Raw genomic sequence first — 15,164 nt, 5'->3', positions numbered from 1 at the left:
ACCAGTGGGTCGGTGCGGGCCCGTCGTTGTGCCAGCGGTGGAAAGCCGGCGCGGGTCAGTGCTCGCGCAGCAGCGTGCCGTAGCCGTGCAGCTTGTCCTCGATGCCGTTGTCGCGCAGCGCCATCCACCAGGTGGCGGCGTTGATCGCGATCACCGGCTTGTCCAGCCAGCGCTCCGCCTCGTCGGCGAGCTCGGTCATGCACAGGTTGGTGCCGCACTGCACGATCGCGTCGACGTCGGAGTCGTTGATCTCGACCAGCGACTCGCGCAGCGTCTTCTCGCTGACCTGGGCGATCTCGACCGCGCTGTTCACGCACAGCCCCTTGATCTGGCCGACCTCGAAGCCGAGCTCGGTGAAGAACTTGCGCACGTTGGCATCGCCGATCGGCGTGTACGGCGTGAGCACGGCGATCTTCTTGGCACCGAACAGGTGCAGCGCGCGCTCGCAGCCCTCGGCGCCGGTCGCCACGCCCAGGCCGCCGGTGAGCGCCTGGATCTGCTTGACGAAGGCGCGGTTGCCCTCGACGCCGTCCCAGAACGTCTCCGCGCTCATGCCCATGACCATGTAGTCGGGCTGCATCGTCATCAGGCTCTCGACGCAGGCGTCCATGTTGGCGCGGATCTGCACCAGCAGGTTCTCCATCCCCTCATCGGTCGCGATGCGGCCGTCGGGGATGAAGATCCGCCCGTAGTGCGAGGTCACGCCGGGCACCCGCATCATGTCGAACTCGGGCTGGACGATGGTGTTGGTGCTGGGGGCGATGACGCCGAACTTCCGGCGCCAGCCGAGACGGTCCACGCTCACGCGGGCACTCCTGTCTTCTCGGCGGCCTCGCCGGCCGCCTTGCTCGTCATGTGTTCGCGCAGCCAGAGAGCCCCGAGCAGGAAGCACAGCTGGACCGCGGAGTTGGTCAGCTGCTCGGCCCACTGCAGCTCCGCGGACTGCTCGGGCTGCGCCGCCAGCGGCGGCAGGATGTTGGTGCCGAGGGTGTAGATCACGAACAGGACGCCGACCGACGCCTTGCCCGCCCGGAAGGCGGTGGCGGCCAGCGTGACCCCGAGGAACGTGGCGCCCACGGCGGCCGCGATCAGCAGCGGCCAGTTGGTGTACTCACCGGCCGAGATGCTCATCCAGGCCGCGCCGACGCCGGCCGCGAGCGGGAAGAGCACGAACCCCAGCGGCGCGACCTCGCGTCCCTTGATCGCGCTGAGCACTGCCCAGGCGACGGCGGAGAACCCGAAGGCCAGGCAGGGGAACAGCAGCGACTCCAGCCACGGGTACTCCCAGCAGCCGGTGGCCACCAGGAGCTTCCAGGTGGCCTTGCCGAAGCCGCCCGCCGAGACCACCAGGCCGCCGATCAGGGCGACCGGGTAGGCGGCCGGCACCCGCCGGCGTACCGCCTGGGCGAGGATCACCAGCGCGGCGAGGGCCAGCACGCAGGGGACGAAGTCCTCCACGGCCAGGGCCACGCCGTACTCGGTGCAGACGTCGACCCCGCGCGCGGCGTCCATCAGCCCGCCTCGGCGAACAGGTCGCGCTTGCGGAAGCCGGCGCCCATGAACCGCCGCGCCGCCTTGGCGTTGGTCAGCCACTCGACCCGCGCGCCGTTCTTCTGCGCGGCGAGCACCTTCTCGGCGAGGTACGGCGTGACCGTCTCGACCTTGTCGCCGAGGATGTTGAAGACCTTCTTGGCCTTCGCGAACGCCTCGGGCTTGCCGTCGTAGTCGCCGACCAGCAGGTCGGTCACGACGATCCCCGGGGAGAGGAAGCCGATCTTGACCGGGCTCTCCTTGTGCTCCTTGACCAGCGCCTCGGTCAGGTAGCGGACCGCGCGCTTGGAGGCGCCGTAGATGCCGATGCCGGCCTGGATGCGCCCGTCGGAGCCGAAGCCCTCCATGTTCCACACCCAGCCGCCGCCGGGCTGGGTGGCCATCCCGGCGCCCGCCACCGCGCAGCCGTTGTGGGCCCCGGAGACGTTGACGGCGAAGACATCGGAGACGGTCTTGGGGTCGGCGGCCACGATCGTGCTGTGCGGCGCGGAGATGCCGGCGTTGTTGATCCACACGTCGACGCGGCCGTACGCCGCCACGGCGTGCTCCCACAGCGCCTGGACGGCCGCCCGGTCGGTCACGTCCGTGGCCAGGCCGGTCGCGCGTTCACCGGCACCGAGCTCGCCGAGGGCGTGGGCGACCGCGGCGTCGCTGCGACCGCAGATCACCACCCGGCACCCGCGGGCCAGGAACTCACGCGCCAGGCCCAGGCCGATGCCGCGGGTGCCGCCGGTGACGACGACGACGCGGCCGTCGGTGCCGCTCATCGGGCCTCCCAGGTCAGCAGGCCGTGCACGAAGTGGGTGGTGCGGTCGCCGTGGAACAGCCGCCACACCACCGCGAGGTCGCGGGTCTCGGGATCCAAGACGTACTCCCGACCGCGGATCTTCTCCACGCCCTTCAGGTCCGGGCCGACCAGGTGCTGGTTGGTGAAGACCGCGCGGCCGAAGGTCATGGCGTTGCCGTAGACCTCGGGGCCCTCGTAGAGCACCCGGGCCCCGTCACGCTGACGCTCATAGGTGTAGGAGCGCTCCAGCGCGCCGGTCCAGGTCACGCTGTGCCGCACCGAGCGCAGCCCGACGGGCTCGTGCTCGATGCGGACCGCGACCTCACCGACCGGCTTCTGGTCCTCCCCCACCACCGCCAGGACGCCGGAGTAGGTCCCGGCCTCCTTGGTCGGCAGCACCTGCGGGACCGGACCGCGCCGGGTCTCGGCGGCGATCCAGTCCTCGACGTAGGCCTGCGTCTCGGGGTTGGTCTCGTGGTCGAAGGTCCGCTTGTAGACGCCGTTGAACAGCGCCACCACCGACCAGCCGTCGTAGAGGATCGAGGAGTAGACCTGCGTGTCGCCGTCAGGCAGCACCTGGTTCCAGGTGTGCATGTCGGCCTGCCAGGCCGGCGAGTAGTAGTTCGCGTCGACGAGGGTGCCGTAGGGCTGACCGGTGCCGAAGAAGTCCGGCCCGACGTAGACCCGGTTCTCGTCGGAGTCGACGATGCCGAAGTTGAACGTCGCGCCGACCTCGAGGCGGTTGCGCAACGGCCCCGTGCCCTCGAGCTGGCTCTTCATCCAATAGCTGGTCTCACCGTTCTCGACCACGCTGGCGCGAGCGATCCGCTCGAAGCCGACGTGGTTGCCCTCGGCGTCGAAGAGCGACGGACGACCGTGCCACTCCCCCGCGATGCGCTTCTGCCACTCGCTGGCCTGGGCCTCGCTCATGCAGGGAGCTCGTTGTCGACCAGCTGCAGGCGGATGCTCTCCGCGACCGGCTCGGTGAGCAGGCGCGAGATCTGCGCCCACACCTTGTCGACCTCGGGGCTGAAGAGCAGCGCGCGGTTCTTCGCGTCGCGAGCCGCCAGGTCGGTGTCGGCCAGGTCGGCGGTGACCTCGGTCGGCACGCCGCCCTCGACGAGGGAGAACCAGTGGTCGAGGTAGGCGTTGACCGGGGCGTGGAGGTTGCCGAAGGCCTCCTCGCTGGCACGGCTGGCCAGCATCCACGACGACATCACGGTGAGCTGGCGCGGCTCGAGAGCGGCCTTGGAGAGCCCCTCCATCGCGTTGACCTGCTCGTAGGCCTCGGTGAGCGGGGTGTGCGCCCAGTCGTTGTAGACCATGTGGGTGCCGGCGTCGGCGCGCTGGATCAGGTCGATGTGGAAGGCGTAGTGCCCACCGGCGTGGACCGAGTCCAGGGTGTAGTGCGGCACCGGGGAGCCGTCGGGCATGAACGCGAACACCATGTGGCTGTCCATCTGGATCTGCGGGACCACGATGCCGACGTAGACGACCTTGGCGATCTTCTCGCCGGAGAAGATCCGGACCGAGCCGACCGGGTCGGGGCCCATCACGGAGCCGAGCACCTGGAAGGGGCCGCCGTCGGCCCCGGTGATCTCGGTCAGGTTGCCACGCTTGACGATCTCGTTCAGCGTGCCGATGCAGAGTTCCTCGGGCAGGCTCATGCCTTGACGTCCTCGTTGTTGGTGGGGTTCACAGTGGCGGTCTTCGCGGCCGCGCCGTTGGTGGCGGCCTTGGTCTTGCGGGCGGCAGCGACGTCCTTGGCGGCCGCCTCCTTCTCCTGGATGCCGGCCTTGATCTCGCGGCTGCGGACCTCCTTGAAGTTCCACGCGCTGGCGAGCTCCGGCACCTCCTTGCGGATCGGGGAGGGGATCACGCGGGCCTCGACGCGGGCCGGGCCCTCGCCGACGATCGTGTTGCCCTCGACCGACCAGCCCATGTCGATGAGCTGCTGGCGACGACGGCGGTAGAGCACCGCGTTGTAGTCGCTCTTGACGTGCAGCTCATCGGAGAGGTCGAACGGGAGCAGCTCGGGACGCACGGCGTCGACGATGGCCTGGTCCTCGTAGAGCACCTTGAACACGCGGCGCTTGGCGTCGCGGTCGGCCCACTTGCCCTTGAAGAAGGTGCGCAGGGCGATGAACTTGACCAGCGTGGTCTCTTCGTCGATCGGGATGTTGACGTCGAAGATCTTCATCGCACCCATCGGGGTGTCGACCTCGAGCAGGATCATGTTCGGCAGCCACCAGGTGGTGGAGACCGGCACCTGCGGGCGGTTCGCCAGGTCCTGCTTGTTGGGGTTGATGATGCCCCACAGGCCCTTCGACTTCGGCGGGTTGAGCTTCACCGACACCTTGCAGTGCCAGGGGCCCTCCTCGATCTCGAACTCGGGGACCTCGGGCTTCTCGGGGTTGCCGAAGACGCCGCCGTGCACGAACGGCGTGTGCGCGACGTCGACGCCGTTCTCGAGGATGCGCTCGTAGTTGGACTTCCACAAGAAGCTGCCGGTGACGGCGGCGTAGGTGTCGGTGTCGTCGACCGCGGACCAGTCCGGGATCGGCGGGCGGTCCTCCTCGGGCAGGTCGCCCATGTAGACCCACACCATCATGTACTTCTCCTGCACGGGGTAGGAGTCGATGCGGGCCTTGCGCGGGATGCCCTTGTCGGGGTGCGCGGGGATCTTGGTGACCTCACCGGCGGGGTTGTACTCCCAGCCGTGGTACGGGCAGGTGATGCAGTCGCCCTTGACCTCACCGTCGGAGAGCGCGGCACCGCGGTGCACGCACAGGTCCGACATCGCGACGACGGAGTTGTCGCTGTTCTTGCGGTAGAGGACCAGCTGCTGACCCAGCACCTTGACCCTCTTGGGCTTGCCGGGGACAACGTCGGTGGCGAATTCGACGGCGTACCAGAAGTTCTTGAACATCGTGATCCTCCTAGCGTCGCCGAAGATCGGCGAAGACGGGGTTGGGCTGGTCCAGGTGGTGTTGCAGGGTGGCCGTGGCGGCCGGGTCGTCGCAGAGCTTCGCGTCGAGGAAGTCGGTGAGCAGCCGCGCGAACACCTCGCGCAGCTCGTCCTGGTCGGCGTCGAGGGGCTCCTCGAGGAACCCGCGCGCCGAGGACGGGTCCGCGGGAGTGGCCGGCAGCATGTGCCCGGCGCCGGAGAGCACCGCGAGCCACGCCTCGGCCGCGCCCGGCAGCGCCTCGCGCCAGGTGCGCTCGAGCGGGTCGTGGCCGGGAGCGCCGGCCTCCTCCCCGTAGCGCACCGCGCTCGCCGCGACCACGCCGTCGGCGCTGCCGCCGACCAGCAGGACGGGTACGGCGACCGGCGCGGTCAGCAGCGTGCCGGCCGGGTGGCCGAGCTGCTGGGAGGCCATCGTGTGCGAGGCGTAGGTGATGACCGCGCGTACGCCGGGGAACCACCCCGGGCTCGCCGACTGCAGCGCGACGGTGCCGCCGGCGGAGTGGCCGAACAGCGCGACGCGGCCCAGGTCGAGCAGCCCGCCGAGCACTCCCTCGACCCGGTTCAGCTCGGCGAGCCTGTCCAGCACCGCGGCCAGCGCGGGCGTGGTCGGCTTGGTGCCGTAGGTGTCGGGCCCGACCGCGGTCAGGTCGACCCCGGGAGTGAGTCCGTTCTGGCCCGCGAACAGCTCCCCCACCCAGTCGTAGGTGACGCACACGTAGCCCGCCTCGACCAGGGCGACCGCCAGCCAGCGGTAGCCCTCGGAGGAGACGTTCACGCCCGGCACCACGACGACCACGGGGTACGGCGCGCCGGAGGCGTCGGCGGGGAGCATGCCGCTCATCCGCTCGACCTCCGTCGACGCCGGCCGGGCCGGGTGCCGGATGGTCACGTGGGCGGTGTCGTACGGGGCGGGCGCGCCGGGGACGCGCACCGCCTCGCGGACCGCCCGGACCAGGACAGGAGAGCTCATCGCGTCGTCGTCAGGCCTCGAGCGGGCGGGGCAGGGCCCGGTCGCCGCCCCACAGGGCGCGGACCAGCTGAGCGGTGCGCTCCTCGCCGAAGTAGCGGACCGCGACCACGTTGGCCGGGTCCAGCTCGGCGATGTTGCGCCGCGTCGCCAGGTCGTTGGCGGCCAGCTCGGCGCGCTTCTCGACCGGCACCGCGATGGCCTCGTCGACCCACTGCAGCCAGCGGTCCATGTGGGCGTTGGCGGTCTTGCGGGCCAGGTCGAAGATCTCCTGCGAGCCCGGCGCCATGAACGACCACGCCGTCGGCGAGTACGTCGCACGCACGAACGCGTCGCGGGAGACGAACTCCTCGAGGCCCGGGGTCTCCTTGTGCAGCGTCAGCCACTCCTGGTTGAAGGGCTCGTAGTACTTGCGGAAGTAGTCGGCGTCGGTCGAGATCACCTTGCGCGGCACCGAGTCCAGGAACATCCAGGCCTGCGGGAACGCACCGAGCGCCATGCCGAAGTGCGGCACGTCGATGTGCGGGCCGAGCCAGATGGTCAGGTGGACGTTGACGAAGCCCAGGCCCTTGTTCTGCATGTGCGAGTGGATCATCCAGTCCACGTCGGGGCCGGTGTAGCCGCGGACGCTGCCCGAGGGGCCGCCCTCGACATCGGAGGAGAACGCCTCGAGCTCCTCGGTGGAGGGGTCGCGCACCAGATCGAAGTGCGCCATCGCCTTGGTCTTGAGTCCCTCGATGATGTCGGTCCACTCCGCGAAGATCGCGGAGACGTCAGTGACCGGGGCGTCGTCCAGGAAGTCCTGGACGTACTTGAGGTTCTGGCTCATGGGTGTCCTTCGGGGATCTCGGGCGGTGATGCCTGAACTATATATTATATCGATCGGTCCGGCTCGGGACCTTGGTCCCGAACTCTCAAGACCCGGGGTAGGCGTTCGCGGCCAGCCCTGCTCCCCCGGCACGGAACGCCGCCGGCGCGTGCACCACGCAGGGCTGGACGTACTCCCACAGGCCGTCGTCGCCGTACTCCCGGCCCCAGCCGGAGCGCTTCACCCCGCCGAACGGCGCGTGCAGCGCCATGCCGGTGCGGTTGTGGGTGTTGACGAAGGCGAAGCCCGCGTCGAGGCGCGCCGCCACGGCGAACGCGCGGTCCTCGTCGGCCGACCACACCGAGCCGCCCAGGCCCAGGTCGCCGGCGTTGGCGCGGGCCACCGCCTCGTCGACGTCGTCGAAGGCCAGCACCGGCAGGGTGGGACCGAACTGCTCCTCGGCCACGATCGGTGCGGAGTCCTCGGCGCCCAGCACCAGCGTCGGGCGCACGAAGTAGCCGCGCGCGAGGTCGCTCGCCGGGTCGACGGTGCCGAGCTCGCGCACGTCGGCGCCCGCGGCGCGGGCCTGCTCGACCAGGCCGGACACCCGCGCCGCCGAGGGGCCGCTGACCACCGGGCCCATGCTGACCCCGTCGTGGAGCGGGTCGCCGGTGCGCAGCACCCGCGCGGCCGCGGACTCCAGTCCGGAGACGACCTCCTCGAGGCGGCTGCGGTGGACGTAGAGGCGCTTGATCGCCATGCAGACCTGGCCGCTGGTGGCGAAGGCCGCCATGACCAGCCGGTCCAGCGCGGCGTCGTCGAGCGCGGCGTCGTCGAGGATCAGCGCCGGGTCGTTGCCGCCCAGCTCGAGCACGCTGGGGGTGAGCGCCCGCCCGGCCAGCGAGGCGATCGCCCGGCCGGCCGTCTCGCCGCCGGTGAACGCGACCCGGTCGACGCCCGGGTGGGAGACCAGCGCGCTGGCGGTCTCCGCTCCCCCGTGCACGACCTGGACCAGGCCCGCGGGCAGGTCCTGGCCGACGAGCTCGAGCAGCCGGCCGATGCCGAACGGCGCGAACGGCGAGGGCTTGACGACCACCGCGTTGCCGCTCACCAGCGCCGGCGCGAGCTTGAGCGTGGTGAGGATCAGCGGCGCGTTCCACGGGGTGACCGCGGCGACCACGCCGTACGGACGGTGCCGCACGCTCATCCGGCCGCGCTCGTCGTCGTACCCGCCGGGGGTCAGCAGCGCCTCGCCGCGGTCGGCGTAGAAGCCGAGCACGGTCGCGGCGAAGCCGGCCTCGCCGCGGGAGTCGGCGAGCACCTTGCCGGTCTCGCGCGCGGTGAGGGTGGCGATCTCCTCCAGGTGCGCACGCACCCGGGCCGCGGCCTCGCGCAGCAACGCGGCGCGCTTGTCCACCGGCACGGTCACCCACTCCGCCTGGGCGGCGCGGGCGCGGGCGACGACCTCGTCGACCGCAGCGGCGTCGGAGGACTCGACGGCGCCGACGACCTCGTCGGTGCGCGCCGGGTTCTCGCGTTCGATCCTCACGCCTGCGTACCGCCCACGCCGACCATGTCGACGACCTGGCCGCTGCGCAGCGAGTTGATCATCGAGGTGTTGAGCAGGTGCTTGCGCATCTTCTCCTTGTCGGCGGCCAGCGTGCGCAGCTCGTCGTGGTAGGCCTTCTGCGCCGCCGGGTCGTCCTGGCGCAGCTTCTCCCAGTTGTCGTGGGTGATGGTCTTGACGTAGGAGAGCGCCACCTGGCGGCGGGCCTCGCAGACCTCGTCGAGGTCGTCGAGGGAGGCCGAGCCGTCGAGCACGCCGATCAGCGCGAGGGCCTCGAGCATGGCGTCGTGGACGCCGCTGTTCATGCCCATGCCGCCGAGCGGGTTGTTGATGTGGGCGGCGTCGCCCATCAGGATCAGCCGGTCCTTGCGGAAGGTGTCGGCCACCCGCTGGTGCACGCGGTAGAGCGTGGTGTGCAAGACGTCCCAGTCGCGGCCGAGGTCGGCGACGCCGGCGAGGCGCTCCTGCACGCGGGCCGCGTCGATCTCGACCTCGTCGGGGGTGCTCGGGTCGGTCGGGAACAGGATCCGCCAGTGCTCGGGGGTGCGCAGCAGCACCAGCCACTCGGTCGGGTCGAAGACGTAGTTGACCGCGGAGATGCCCGGCAGGATCGTGTCGAGGTCCTCGGTGGTCGAGGCGACCAGGAAGCGCTCGGGGTAGGTCATCCCCTCGAAGGTGAACCCGGCCGTCTGGCGCACCTGGGAGTTCGAGCCGTCGGCGCCGAGCACCCAGTCGGCGGTGAACACGTCGCCGCGCTCGGTGGTCAGGGTCGCGAGCTCGGCGGTGGTCTCGGCCTTGACCACACGCTGGTCGAAGTGGACGGTCACGTTGTCGAGGCCCTCGAGCACCTCGAGCAGGATCGGGGTGAGCTTGGACTGCTCGCACTGCACCCGGAACGGGAAGCGGGTGTCGTCGGCCAGCACGCCGAGGTCGAGGTCGGCGATCGGGCCGGAGCGGCGGTCGCGGTACTGGAACCCGGTGGAGACGATGCCGCGGGCCATCAGCGGCTCGAGGACGCCGAGGTCGTCGAGCATCTCCAGGCTCGGCGGGTGGAACGTCGAGGCGCGCGACTCCGTGGACAGCGTCGCGCCGGCCTCGAGCACTGTCACCTGCACGCCCGCACGCGCGACGACCAGGGCGGCGGTGAGGCCGACCGCGCCGGCGCCGGCCACGAGAACGGTGCTGTGGTGGGGGGCGGGGGTGGTGGTCATCGTTTCCCTTTCACGAGGTGCGCCGAGGGGAGGCCTCGGCGACGGCGTACTGCTTCTCTTCGTCGAGCAGCTCGGGCTGGCCCACGAGCCCGGTGAGCGAGGGCCACTCCCAGCGCTCGGTGCCGGCCGCGGAGCCCGACGTGACGATTGCTGCGTAGACCTGCTCCATCGCGCGGGCGGCGGCCAGCAGCGCGGAGACCGGGTGGATCACGGCGCGGACGCCGACCTCGGCGAGCTGTGCCGCGGTCGGACCGGACTCGACCGGGCCGGCGGCCTCGGAGCGGTTCCAGACCATCGGCACCCGGTGGCCGGCGGCGTCCAGGGCTGCGCGCACCCGCTCCAGGTCGGCGAGCCCGGCGCCCTCCGGGAAGACCGCGTCGGCGCCGGCGTCGGCGAACCCCAGGCAGCGCTCGACCACGGAGTCGATGCCCTCGACCGACAGCGCGTCGGTGCGGGCCACGACGACCAGGGACGTGCCGGCATCGATCGTGGCGCGCACCTTCTGCACCGCCTCGGCGCGCGAGACGACCGCCTTGCCGGCCATGTGGCCGCAGCGCTTGGGCGAGACCTGGTCCTCCAGGTGCAGGCCGGCGACCCCGGCGGCGGCGTAGCCGATCGCGGTGTGCCGCGCCTGCAGGGCGTTGCCGTAGCCGGTGTCGGCGTCGGCGAGCACCGGGACGCCGTCCGCCGAGGCCGCCACGACGGCGGCCCGGCGGGCGATGTCGGTGCCGTGCACGAAGCCCATGTCGGGCAGGCCCAGCTCCACCGCGGAGACCGCGGCGCCCGAGAGGTGCAGGGCGCGGGCGCCGCTGCGGCTCGCGAGCCGCGCGCTGACCGCGTCGTGCACCCCCGGCAGGTGCACGAGCTCGGTGCCCTGGAGCAGGGCCCGCAGCCGGTCGGCGGCACCGGCCGGCGCCGCCCGCAGGAGGTGCTGCGAGGTCACCGGCCGTGGAGGGCGAAGCCGCCCTCGACGCCGACCACGCGGGCGCCGGTGAAGATCCGGATGGTCTCCACGGTGCCCTCCTCCCCCATGCCCGACCAGCCCCAGGCGGGGCGGGGCGTCATCAGGTGGAGGTTCATGATCGTGGAGCCGTTGACCTTGACCTCGCCGGCCTGGACCCGGCGGGCCACCGCGAGCGCCCGCTGCTCGTCCGAGCCCACGACGTACCCCTCCAGCCCGAAGGGGGTGGCGTTGGCCAGGGCCAGCGCCTCCTCCTCGGTGCGGTAGGTGTGCACGGTGGCCACCGGTCCGAAGACCTCCTCGTGCGCGGCCTCGTCGGGCACGCCGGTGAGGAGGGTGGGCGCCAGGAAGTGACCCCCCTCGGGCAGCGTGGTCGCGGCGCGTGCGGTGCCGCCGGCCCGGACCCGCTCCTCGATCGCGGCGACCAGGCGGGCCCGGTGCACCGAGTGCACGATCGGGCCGAGCTGGGTCGCCTCGTCGAGCGGGTCACCGGCCTGGAGCTCCGCCAGCCGACCCAGGGTGAGCTCGACGATCTCCTCCGCGAGCGCCTCGGGCACGATCAGGCGGCCCAGCGCACGGCACCACTGGCCGTTGAGCGTGGTGAGCAGGTCGGCGGCGTGGTGCGCCGCGGCGGCCGGGTCGGCGTCGGGGAGCACGAGGAGCGGGTTGTTACCGCCGAGCTCGAGCTGCAGGGAGGTGAAGTTCGCAGCGCAGGCCGCGGCGATGGCCTTGCCGCCGATCAGCCCGCCGGTGAAGGAGACCGCGCGGATCCGGCGGTCCTGCACCATCGTCCCGCCCACGTGGGCGCCGCCCTGCACGAGCTGGAAGGTGCCGGGCGCGACGCCCTCGGCGTCGAGCACGCGCGCGACGATGCGCGCCAGCTCGGTGGTGGCGTACGGCGCGTACTCGCTCGGCTTGAGGATGGTGGGCGCACCGGCGGCCAGCGAGCTGGCGATCTTGTGCGCGGCCATCGGGGCCGGGGCGTTCCACGGGACCAGGTTGAGCGCCGGGCCCAGCGGGAGGCGGTGCACCTCGACGGCCTGACCGCTCTCGCCGGTGGTGGTCTCGTGCAGCGCGCCGCCCCGGATCGCGGCGGCGGCCAGCCGGAAGGCGGCGTGGTCGATGAGCGCGACGATCTGGGTCTGGCTGACCGGCACCCCGGTGGCGAACGACTCCAGCGCGGCCAGGCGCGGCACCTCGGTCATCACGGCGTCGGCGATCGACTCGAGGATGTCGGCGCGGCGCTCGATCGGCGTGCTGGACCAGGAGCCGGACAGGTGCACCTCGGTGGCCGCGGCGAGCGCGCGCTCGACGGCCTCGGCGGTGCTGGCGACGGCATGGCCGAGCTCGGCGCCGGTGAACGGGTCCTCGAGCACGAGCTCGAGGCGGTCACCGGGGACCGCCGTCACGCCGGCGATGATCTCGACGACGTCGGGGACCTCGATGCGGCCGGCGGTGGCCGGCGCCTCGGTGGCGGTCATGCCTTCTCCAGCGCGGGGGCGCCGGTGCCGTTGACGGGGGTCGCCTCGGCGGCGGGCTTGAAGCTGTCGGTCGTGGTGAGACCGGCCCAGCCCTCCTTCTCGACGATCATCTTGGCCAGGTCGAGCTTGCCGCGCTCGGCGGGGAACGCCTGGACCAGGCCCATGGTCGTGTCGCGCACCGCGCGGCCGATCTCGTTGCCCATCAGGGCCCCGGAGGTGCCGCACATCTTCAGCGCCGCGAGCGCGACCTCGTGGGCGTGCTCGCAGATCGCGCCCTTGGCGAGCTTCCAGCTCTGGACGACCTCGGGCTTGGGCAGGATCGGCGGGTCGCTGGCCTCGAGCTCGATCTGGCGGCGCAGCCACAGGTGGGCCTCGGCCAGGTGACGCTCGCCCTCACCGATCAGCACCTGGTGCATCGGGGAGGACGCGATCGGCTTGCCGGTGTCGGCGAAGGTCGCCGCCATGGTGCGCCCGAGCGCGTAGTCCCAGACGCCCTGCGCGATGCCGGCGTAGATCGCGGCGATCGCGATCTGGTTGCCGACCCACGAGCCGCGCGACATCTGGGTGGCGCGGGTGAAGCCGCCGGGGACGGTCAGCGCGAGGTCCTCGGCGACGAAGCAGTCCTCCAAGATGAGCCCGAAGTTGTCCGAGGCGCGCATGCCCAGGCCCGACCAGTTCAGGCGCGGGCGCGAGCCGGGCGCGTTCTTGGGCACCAGGAACAGGCTGAGCGCGTCGAGACCCTCGACGTCCTCGCGGCGCGCGGTGACCAGGGCGTAGTCGCCGGAGCCGGACAGGCAGCCGAAGGACTTCTCGCCGTTGAGCAGCCAGCCGCCCTCGGTGCGCGTCGCGGTCGTCTGGATCAGCACGTTGGCGTTGGAGGCCTTGACCGCCTCGGAGGCGAAGTTGCCGATCGACTTCTTCTCGGCACCCATCAGCGTGAGCACCTTCTCGGCGAACGCGCGGACGACGGGGGCCTCCTCGTCGGTGTAGAGCCCGGCCTCGAGGGCCGCCATCGGCAGCATGCCGCGCGAGGAGGAGGAGCAGTGGAAGAAGTACGCCAGCGCGGTCGAGCCGCACACCGTGCCGATCGAGTACGTCGTGGCGGCCAGGTCGCGCAGGCCACCCCCGAGCCCGCCGAACTCCTCGGGGATCACCAGGCCGAGCAGGCCGGCCTCCCCCAGCAGGTCGAGGTGCCCCTCGGGCAGCTTGCCCGCGGTGTCGGCTGCCTCGGCGGCAGCGGCGATCGCCGGGAGCACCGACTCGACCCGCTCGGCGCGGGCGCGCTCGGCAGGGGTCAGGTCGGGCAGAAGGCGCTCTGCGGTCAGTCGTGCCGTCATCCTGCGGCTCCTACGGTGTCAGGGGTGGAAGTTCCCGGAGCGAGCTCCGACCGGTCGGCGACCGGGTCCGGGCCGAGCAGGCCCGAGGTGGCCTCGCCGCGCAGCTGCTGGGCGAGGCCGGAGAGCGTGTGGGGGTCGGCGGGGGTCGTGACGCCGAGCGTCTCGAGCAGCCGGACCAGGTCCTCGGTGGCGACGGCGCCGCCGAGCCCGCCGAGGGTCGTGTCGAAGTGGGTGACGCCGCTCTTCAACGCGGTGAGGGCCTTGACCAGGCCGAGGCGGTCCCGGTCGTGCAGCGCGACGCGCAGCGCGGTCGGGCGGGCAAGCCGGGTGACCTCCGCCAGCAGCGCGCGCACCTCGAGCGCGGTGGCGCGACCGTCGGTGTCGGGCAGGCACACCTCGCGCACCCCCCGGGCCGCCAGGGTGATCACGGCGGCGATGACGTTCTCGGCGCGGGCCGGATCGAACGGGTCGAGCAGGGTCACCGCGGCCCGGTCCTCGATGCCTTCGATGGTGGCCAGGGCACGGGCGAGGGCCTCGTCGGGGTCGGCCCCGAGGACGGGGTCGCCGCCGAGGTCGGCGATGACCTCGACGGTGCCGATGCCCAGGCTCAGCGCCTGCTCGGCCTGGAGCCGGTCGCCGACCCGGGCGGTGGTGGTCGCGAGGTCGACGCAGGTGGGCACCGCGGCGAGCGCGGCCTGGGTGTCGACCGCGTCCACGGCCACGACGGAGGGGTCCGCCCCGGGCTCGGTGCCGACCAGGTCGAGCACCCGCACCCGGACCCCGGCCCCGGCGAGCGCCGCGATCACCGCGGCGACCGACTCCGGGTCCTCGCCGCGCTCACGCAGCGCCCGGACGGCGCCGCCGTCGGCGAGCGTCGCCACCTCGGGCAGGACGTCGGCGAACTGCCCCCAGCCGCGGGCGTGGTAGAGCAGCGGTGCGGAGCGGCGCGCGGCGTTCGCCGCGAGCACCTCCCCGACGAAGATGGTGTGGTCGCCCCCGTCGTACTGGTGCACGACGCGGCAGTCCAGCCAGCCCAGCGCGGAGTCGAGCAGGGCGACGCCGGTCTCGGCGGTCGACCACTCCTCCCCGGCGAACCGGTCAGGGCAGTCCTTGACCATGCCGGCGAAGCGCCGGCCGACCTCGATCTGGTCCTTGGCCAGGACGTTGATGCCGAAGCACCCGGCCTGGGCGATCTGATCATGCGTGTAGAGCGTGCGGTCCAGACAGATCGAGACCAGCGCGGGGGTCGCGCTCACGCTCGAGAACGAGCTCGCAGTCATCCCGATCCGGCTGCCGTCGGCTGCCAGTGTCGTCACGACGGTCACGCCGCTGGGCCATTGGGCCAGCACGTCCCGGAAGACCTGTGGATCGACCACGGCTCACCTCCTCATCCTCGTAGGAGAATATACAATATCTTCTTCCGTGGCGCGCAAGAGTACTTTGGTCCCAACCCGGGGACCCCGCTCGGCAGCAGACGGATCCGCGCGGGGCCGATATATGATTTGGCCCGTCCGAGGCACCCCCCT

14 protein-coding genes are annotated in these 15,164 nt (G+C 72.0%); all 14 read right to left on the bottom strand.

All coding sequences use genetic code 11. The features are described from left to right. Positions 1-55: 55 nt before the first annotated feature. The gene (locus GFH29_RS05300) at positions 56-805 is read right to left on the bottom strand and encodes a hypothetical protein (protein WP_228387778.1); all 750 of its coding nucleotides are present in this window, start codon (positions 803-805) and stop codon (positions 56-58) included. Continuing rightward, on the bottom strand, positions 802-1,512 hold the full coding sequence (locus GFH29_RS05295; protein WP_153322373.1) for a hypothetical protein: 711 nt from the start codon (positions 1,510-1,512) through the stop codon (positions 802-804). Before GFH29_RS05295 ends, GFH29_RS05300 begins: the two co-directional genes overlap by 4 nt. Further along, entirely contained in the window at positions 1,512-2,318 is an 807-nt protein-coding gene (locus GFH29_RS05290; protein WP_153322372.1) for an SDR family oxidoreductase, read from the bottom strand. The genes GFH29_RS05295 and GFH29_RS05290 overlap by 1 nt, the downstream gene beginning before the upstream one ends. Beyond that, positions 2,315-3,268 (bottom strand): hypothetical protein, encoded by a 954-nt coding sequence (locus tag GFH29_RS05285; protein WP_153322371.1) that lies wholly within the window; start codon positions 3,266-3,268, stop codon positions 2,315-2,317. Before GFH29_RS05285 ends, GFH29_RS05290 begins: the two co-directional genes overlap by 4 nt. Then, positions 3,265-4,005 (bottom strand): hypothetical protein, encoded by a 741-nt coding sequence (locus tag GFH29_RS05280; RefSeq protein WP_153322370.1) that lies wholly within the window; start codon positions 4,003-4,005, stop codon positions 3,265-3,267. Before GFH29_RS05280 ends, GFH29_RS05285 begins: the two co-directional genes overlap by 4 nt. After that, the gene (locus GFH29_RS05275; protein WP_194289029.1) at positions 4,002-5,267 is read right to left on the bottom strand and encodes an aromatic ring-hydroxylating oxygenase subunit alpha; all 1,266 of its coding nucleotides are present in this window, start codon (positions 5,265-5,267) and stop codon (positions 4,002-4,004) included. Before GFH29_RS05275 ends, GFH29_RS05280 begins: the two co-directional genes overlap by 4 nt. Positions 5,268-5,277: 10 nt before the next feature. Further along, entirely contained in the window at positions 5,278-6,276 is a 999-nt protein-coding gene (locus tag GFH29_RS05270; RefSeq protein WP_153322369.1) for an alpha/beta hydrolase family protein, read from the bottom strand. Positions 6,277-6,286: 10 nt separating this feature from the next. After that, positions 6,287-7,102 (bottom strand): oxidoreductase, encoded by an 816-nt coding sequence (locus GFH29_RS05265; RefSeq protein WP_153322368.1) that lies wholly within the window; start codon positions 7,100-7,102, stop codon positions 6,287-6,289. A gap of 85 nt (positions 7,103-7,187) precedes the next feature. After that, positions 7,188-8,630: an aldehyde dehydrogenase family protein gene (locus GFH29_RS05260; RefSeq protein ID WP_153322367.1), complete on the bottom strand. Its 1,443-nt coding sequence runs from the start codon at positions 8,628-8,630 to the stop codon at positions 7,188-7,190. Continuing rightward, positions 8,627-9,859: an FAD-dependent oxidoreductase gene (locus tag GFH29_RS05255; protein ID WP_153322366.1), complete on the bottom strand. Its 1,233-nt coding sequence runs from the start codon at positions 9,857-9,859 to the stop codon at positions 8,627-8,629. Before GFH29_RS05255 ends, GFH29_RS05260 begins: the two co-directional genes overlap by 4 nt. Positions 9,860-9,869: 10 nt before the next feature. After that, a complete protein-coding gene (locus tag GFH29_RS05250) occupies positions 9,870-10,802 on the bottom strand; it encodes an isocitrate lyase/PEP mutase family protein (protein WP_228387777.1) in 933 nt (310 codons plus the stop codon). After that, positions 10,799-12,301: an aldehyde dehydrogenase family protein gene (locus tag GFH29_RS05245; RefSeq protein ID WP_153322365.1), complete on the bottom strand. Its 1,503-nt coding sequence runs from the start codon at positions 12,299-12,301 to the stop codon at positions 10,799-10,801. The genes GFH29_RS05250 and GFH29_RS05245 overlap by 4 nt, the downstream gene beginning before the upstream one ends. After that, positions 12,298-13,638 (bottom strand): acyl-CoA dehydrogenase family protein, encoded by a 1,341-nt coding sequence (locus GFH29_RS05240; RefSeq protein WP_153322364.1) that lies wholly within the window; start codon positions 13,636-13,638, stop codon positions 12,298-12,300. The genes GFH29_RS05245 and GFH29_RS05240 overlap by 4 nt, the downstream gene beginning before the upstream one ends. Next, positions 13,635-15,014 carry a flavin reductase gene (locus tag GFH29_RS05235; RefSeq protein ID WP_153322363.1) on the bottom strand — a complete coding sequence of 460 codons (1,380 nt, stop codon included), beginning with the start codon at positions 15,012-15,014 and terminating at the stop codon, positions 13,635-13,637. The genes GFH29_RS05240 and GFH29_RS05235 overlap by 4 nt, the downstream gene beginning before the upstream one ends. Between the last annotated feature and the right edge of the window lie 150 nt (positions 15,015-15,164).

Source organism: Nocardioides sp. dk884, assembly GCF_009557055.1.
In the GTDB taxonomy this organism is placed as follows: domain Bacteria; phylum Actinomycetota; class Actinomycetes; order Propionibacteriales; family Nocardioidaceae; genus Nocardioides.
This window is presented reverse-complemented; position numbering and strand designations above follow the sequence as displayed.

Excerpts from the sequence above, each read along its gene's own strand:
- GFH29_RS05295 (WP_153322373.1), bottom strand. The coding sequence starts at position 1,512 with ATGGACGCCGCGCGCGGGGTCGACGTCTGCACCGAGTACGGCGTGGCC.
- GFH29_RS05290 (WP_153322372.1), bottom strand. The coding sequence starts at position 2,318 with ATGAGCGGCACCGACGGCCGCGTCGTCGTCGTCACCGGCGGCACCCGC.
- GFH29_RS05285 (WP_153322371.1), bottom strand. The coding sequence starts at position 3,268 with ATGAGCGAGGCCCAGGCCAGCGAGTGGCAGAAGCGCATCGCGGGGGAG.
- GFH29_RS05280 (WP_153322370.1), bottom strand. The coding sequence starts at position 4,005 with ATGAGCCTGCCCGAGGAACTCTGCATCGGCACGCTGAACGAGATCGTC.
- GFH29_RS05275 (WP_194289029.1), bottom strand. The coding sequence starts at position 5,267 with ATGTTCAAGAACTTCTGGTACGCCGTCGAATTCGCCACCGACGTTGTC.
- GFH29_RS05270 (WP_153322369.1), bottom strand. The coding sequence starts at position 6,276 with ATGAGCTCTCCTGTCCTGGTCCGGGCGGTCCGCGAGGCGGTGCGCGTC.
- GFH29_RS05265 (WP_153322368.1), bottom strand. The coding sequence starts at position 7,102 with ATGAGCCAGAACCTCAAGTACGTCCAGGACTTCCTGGACGACGCCCCG.
- GFH29_RS05255 (WP_153322366.1), bottom strand. The coding sequence starts at position 9,859 with ATGACCACCACCCCCGCCCCCCACCACAGCACCGTTCTCGTGGCCGGC.
- GFH29_RS05245 (WP_153322365.1), bottom strand. The coding sequence starts at position 12,301 with ATGACCGCCACCGAGGCGCCGGCCACCGCCGGCCGCATCGAGGTCCCC.
- GFH29_RS05240 (WP_153322364.1), bottom strand. The coding sequence starts at position 13,638 with ATGACGGCACGACTGACCGCAGAGCGCCTTCTGCCCGACCTGACCCCT.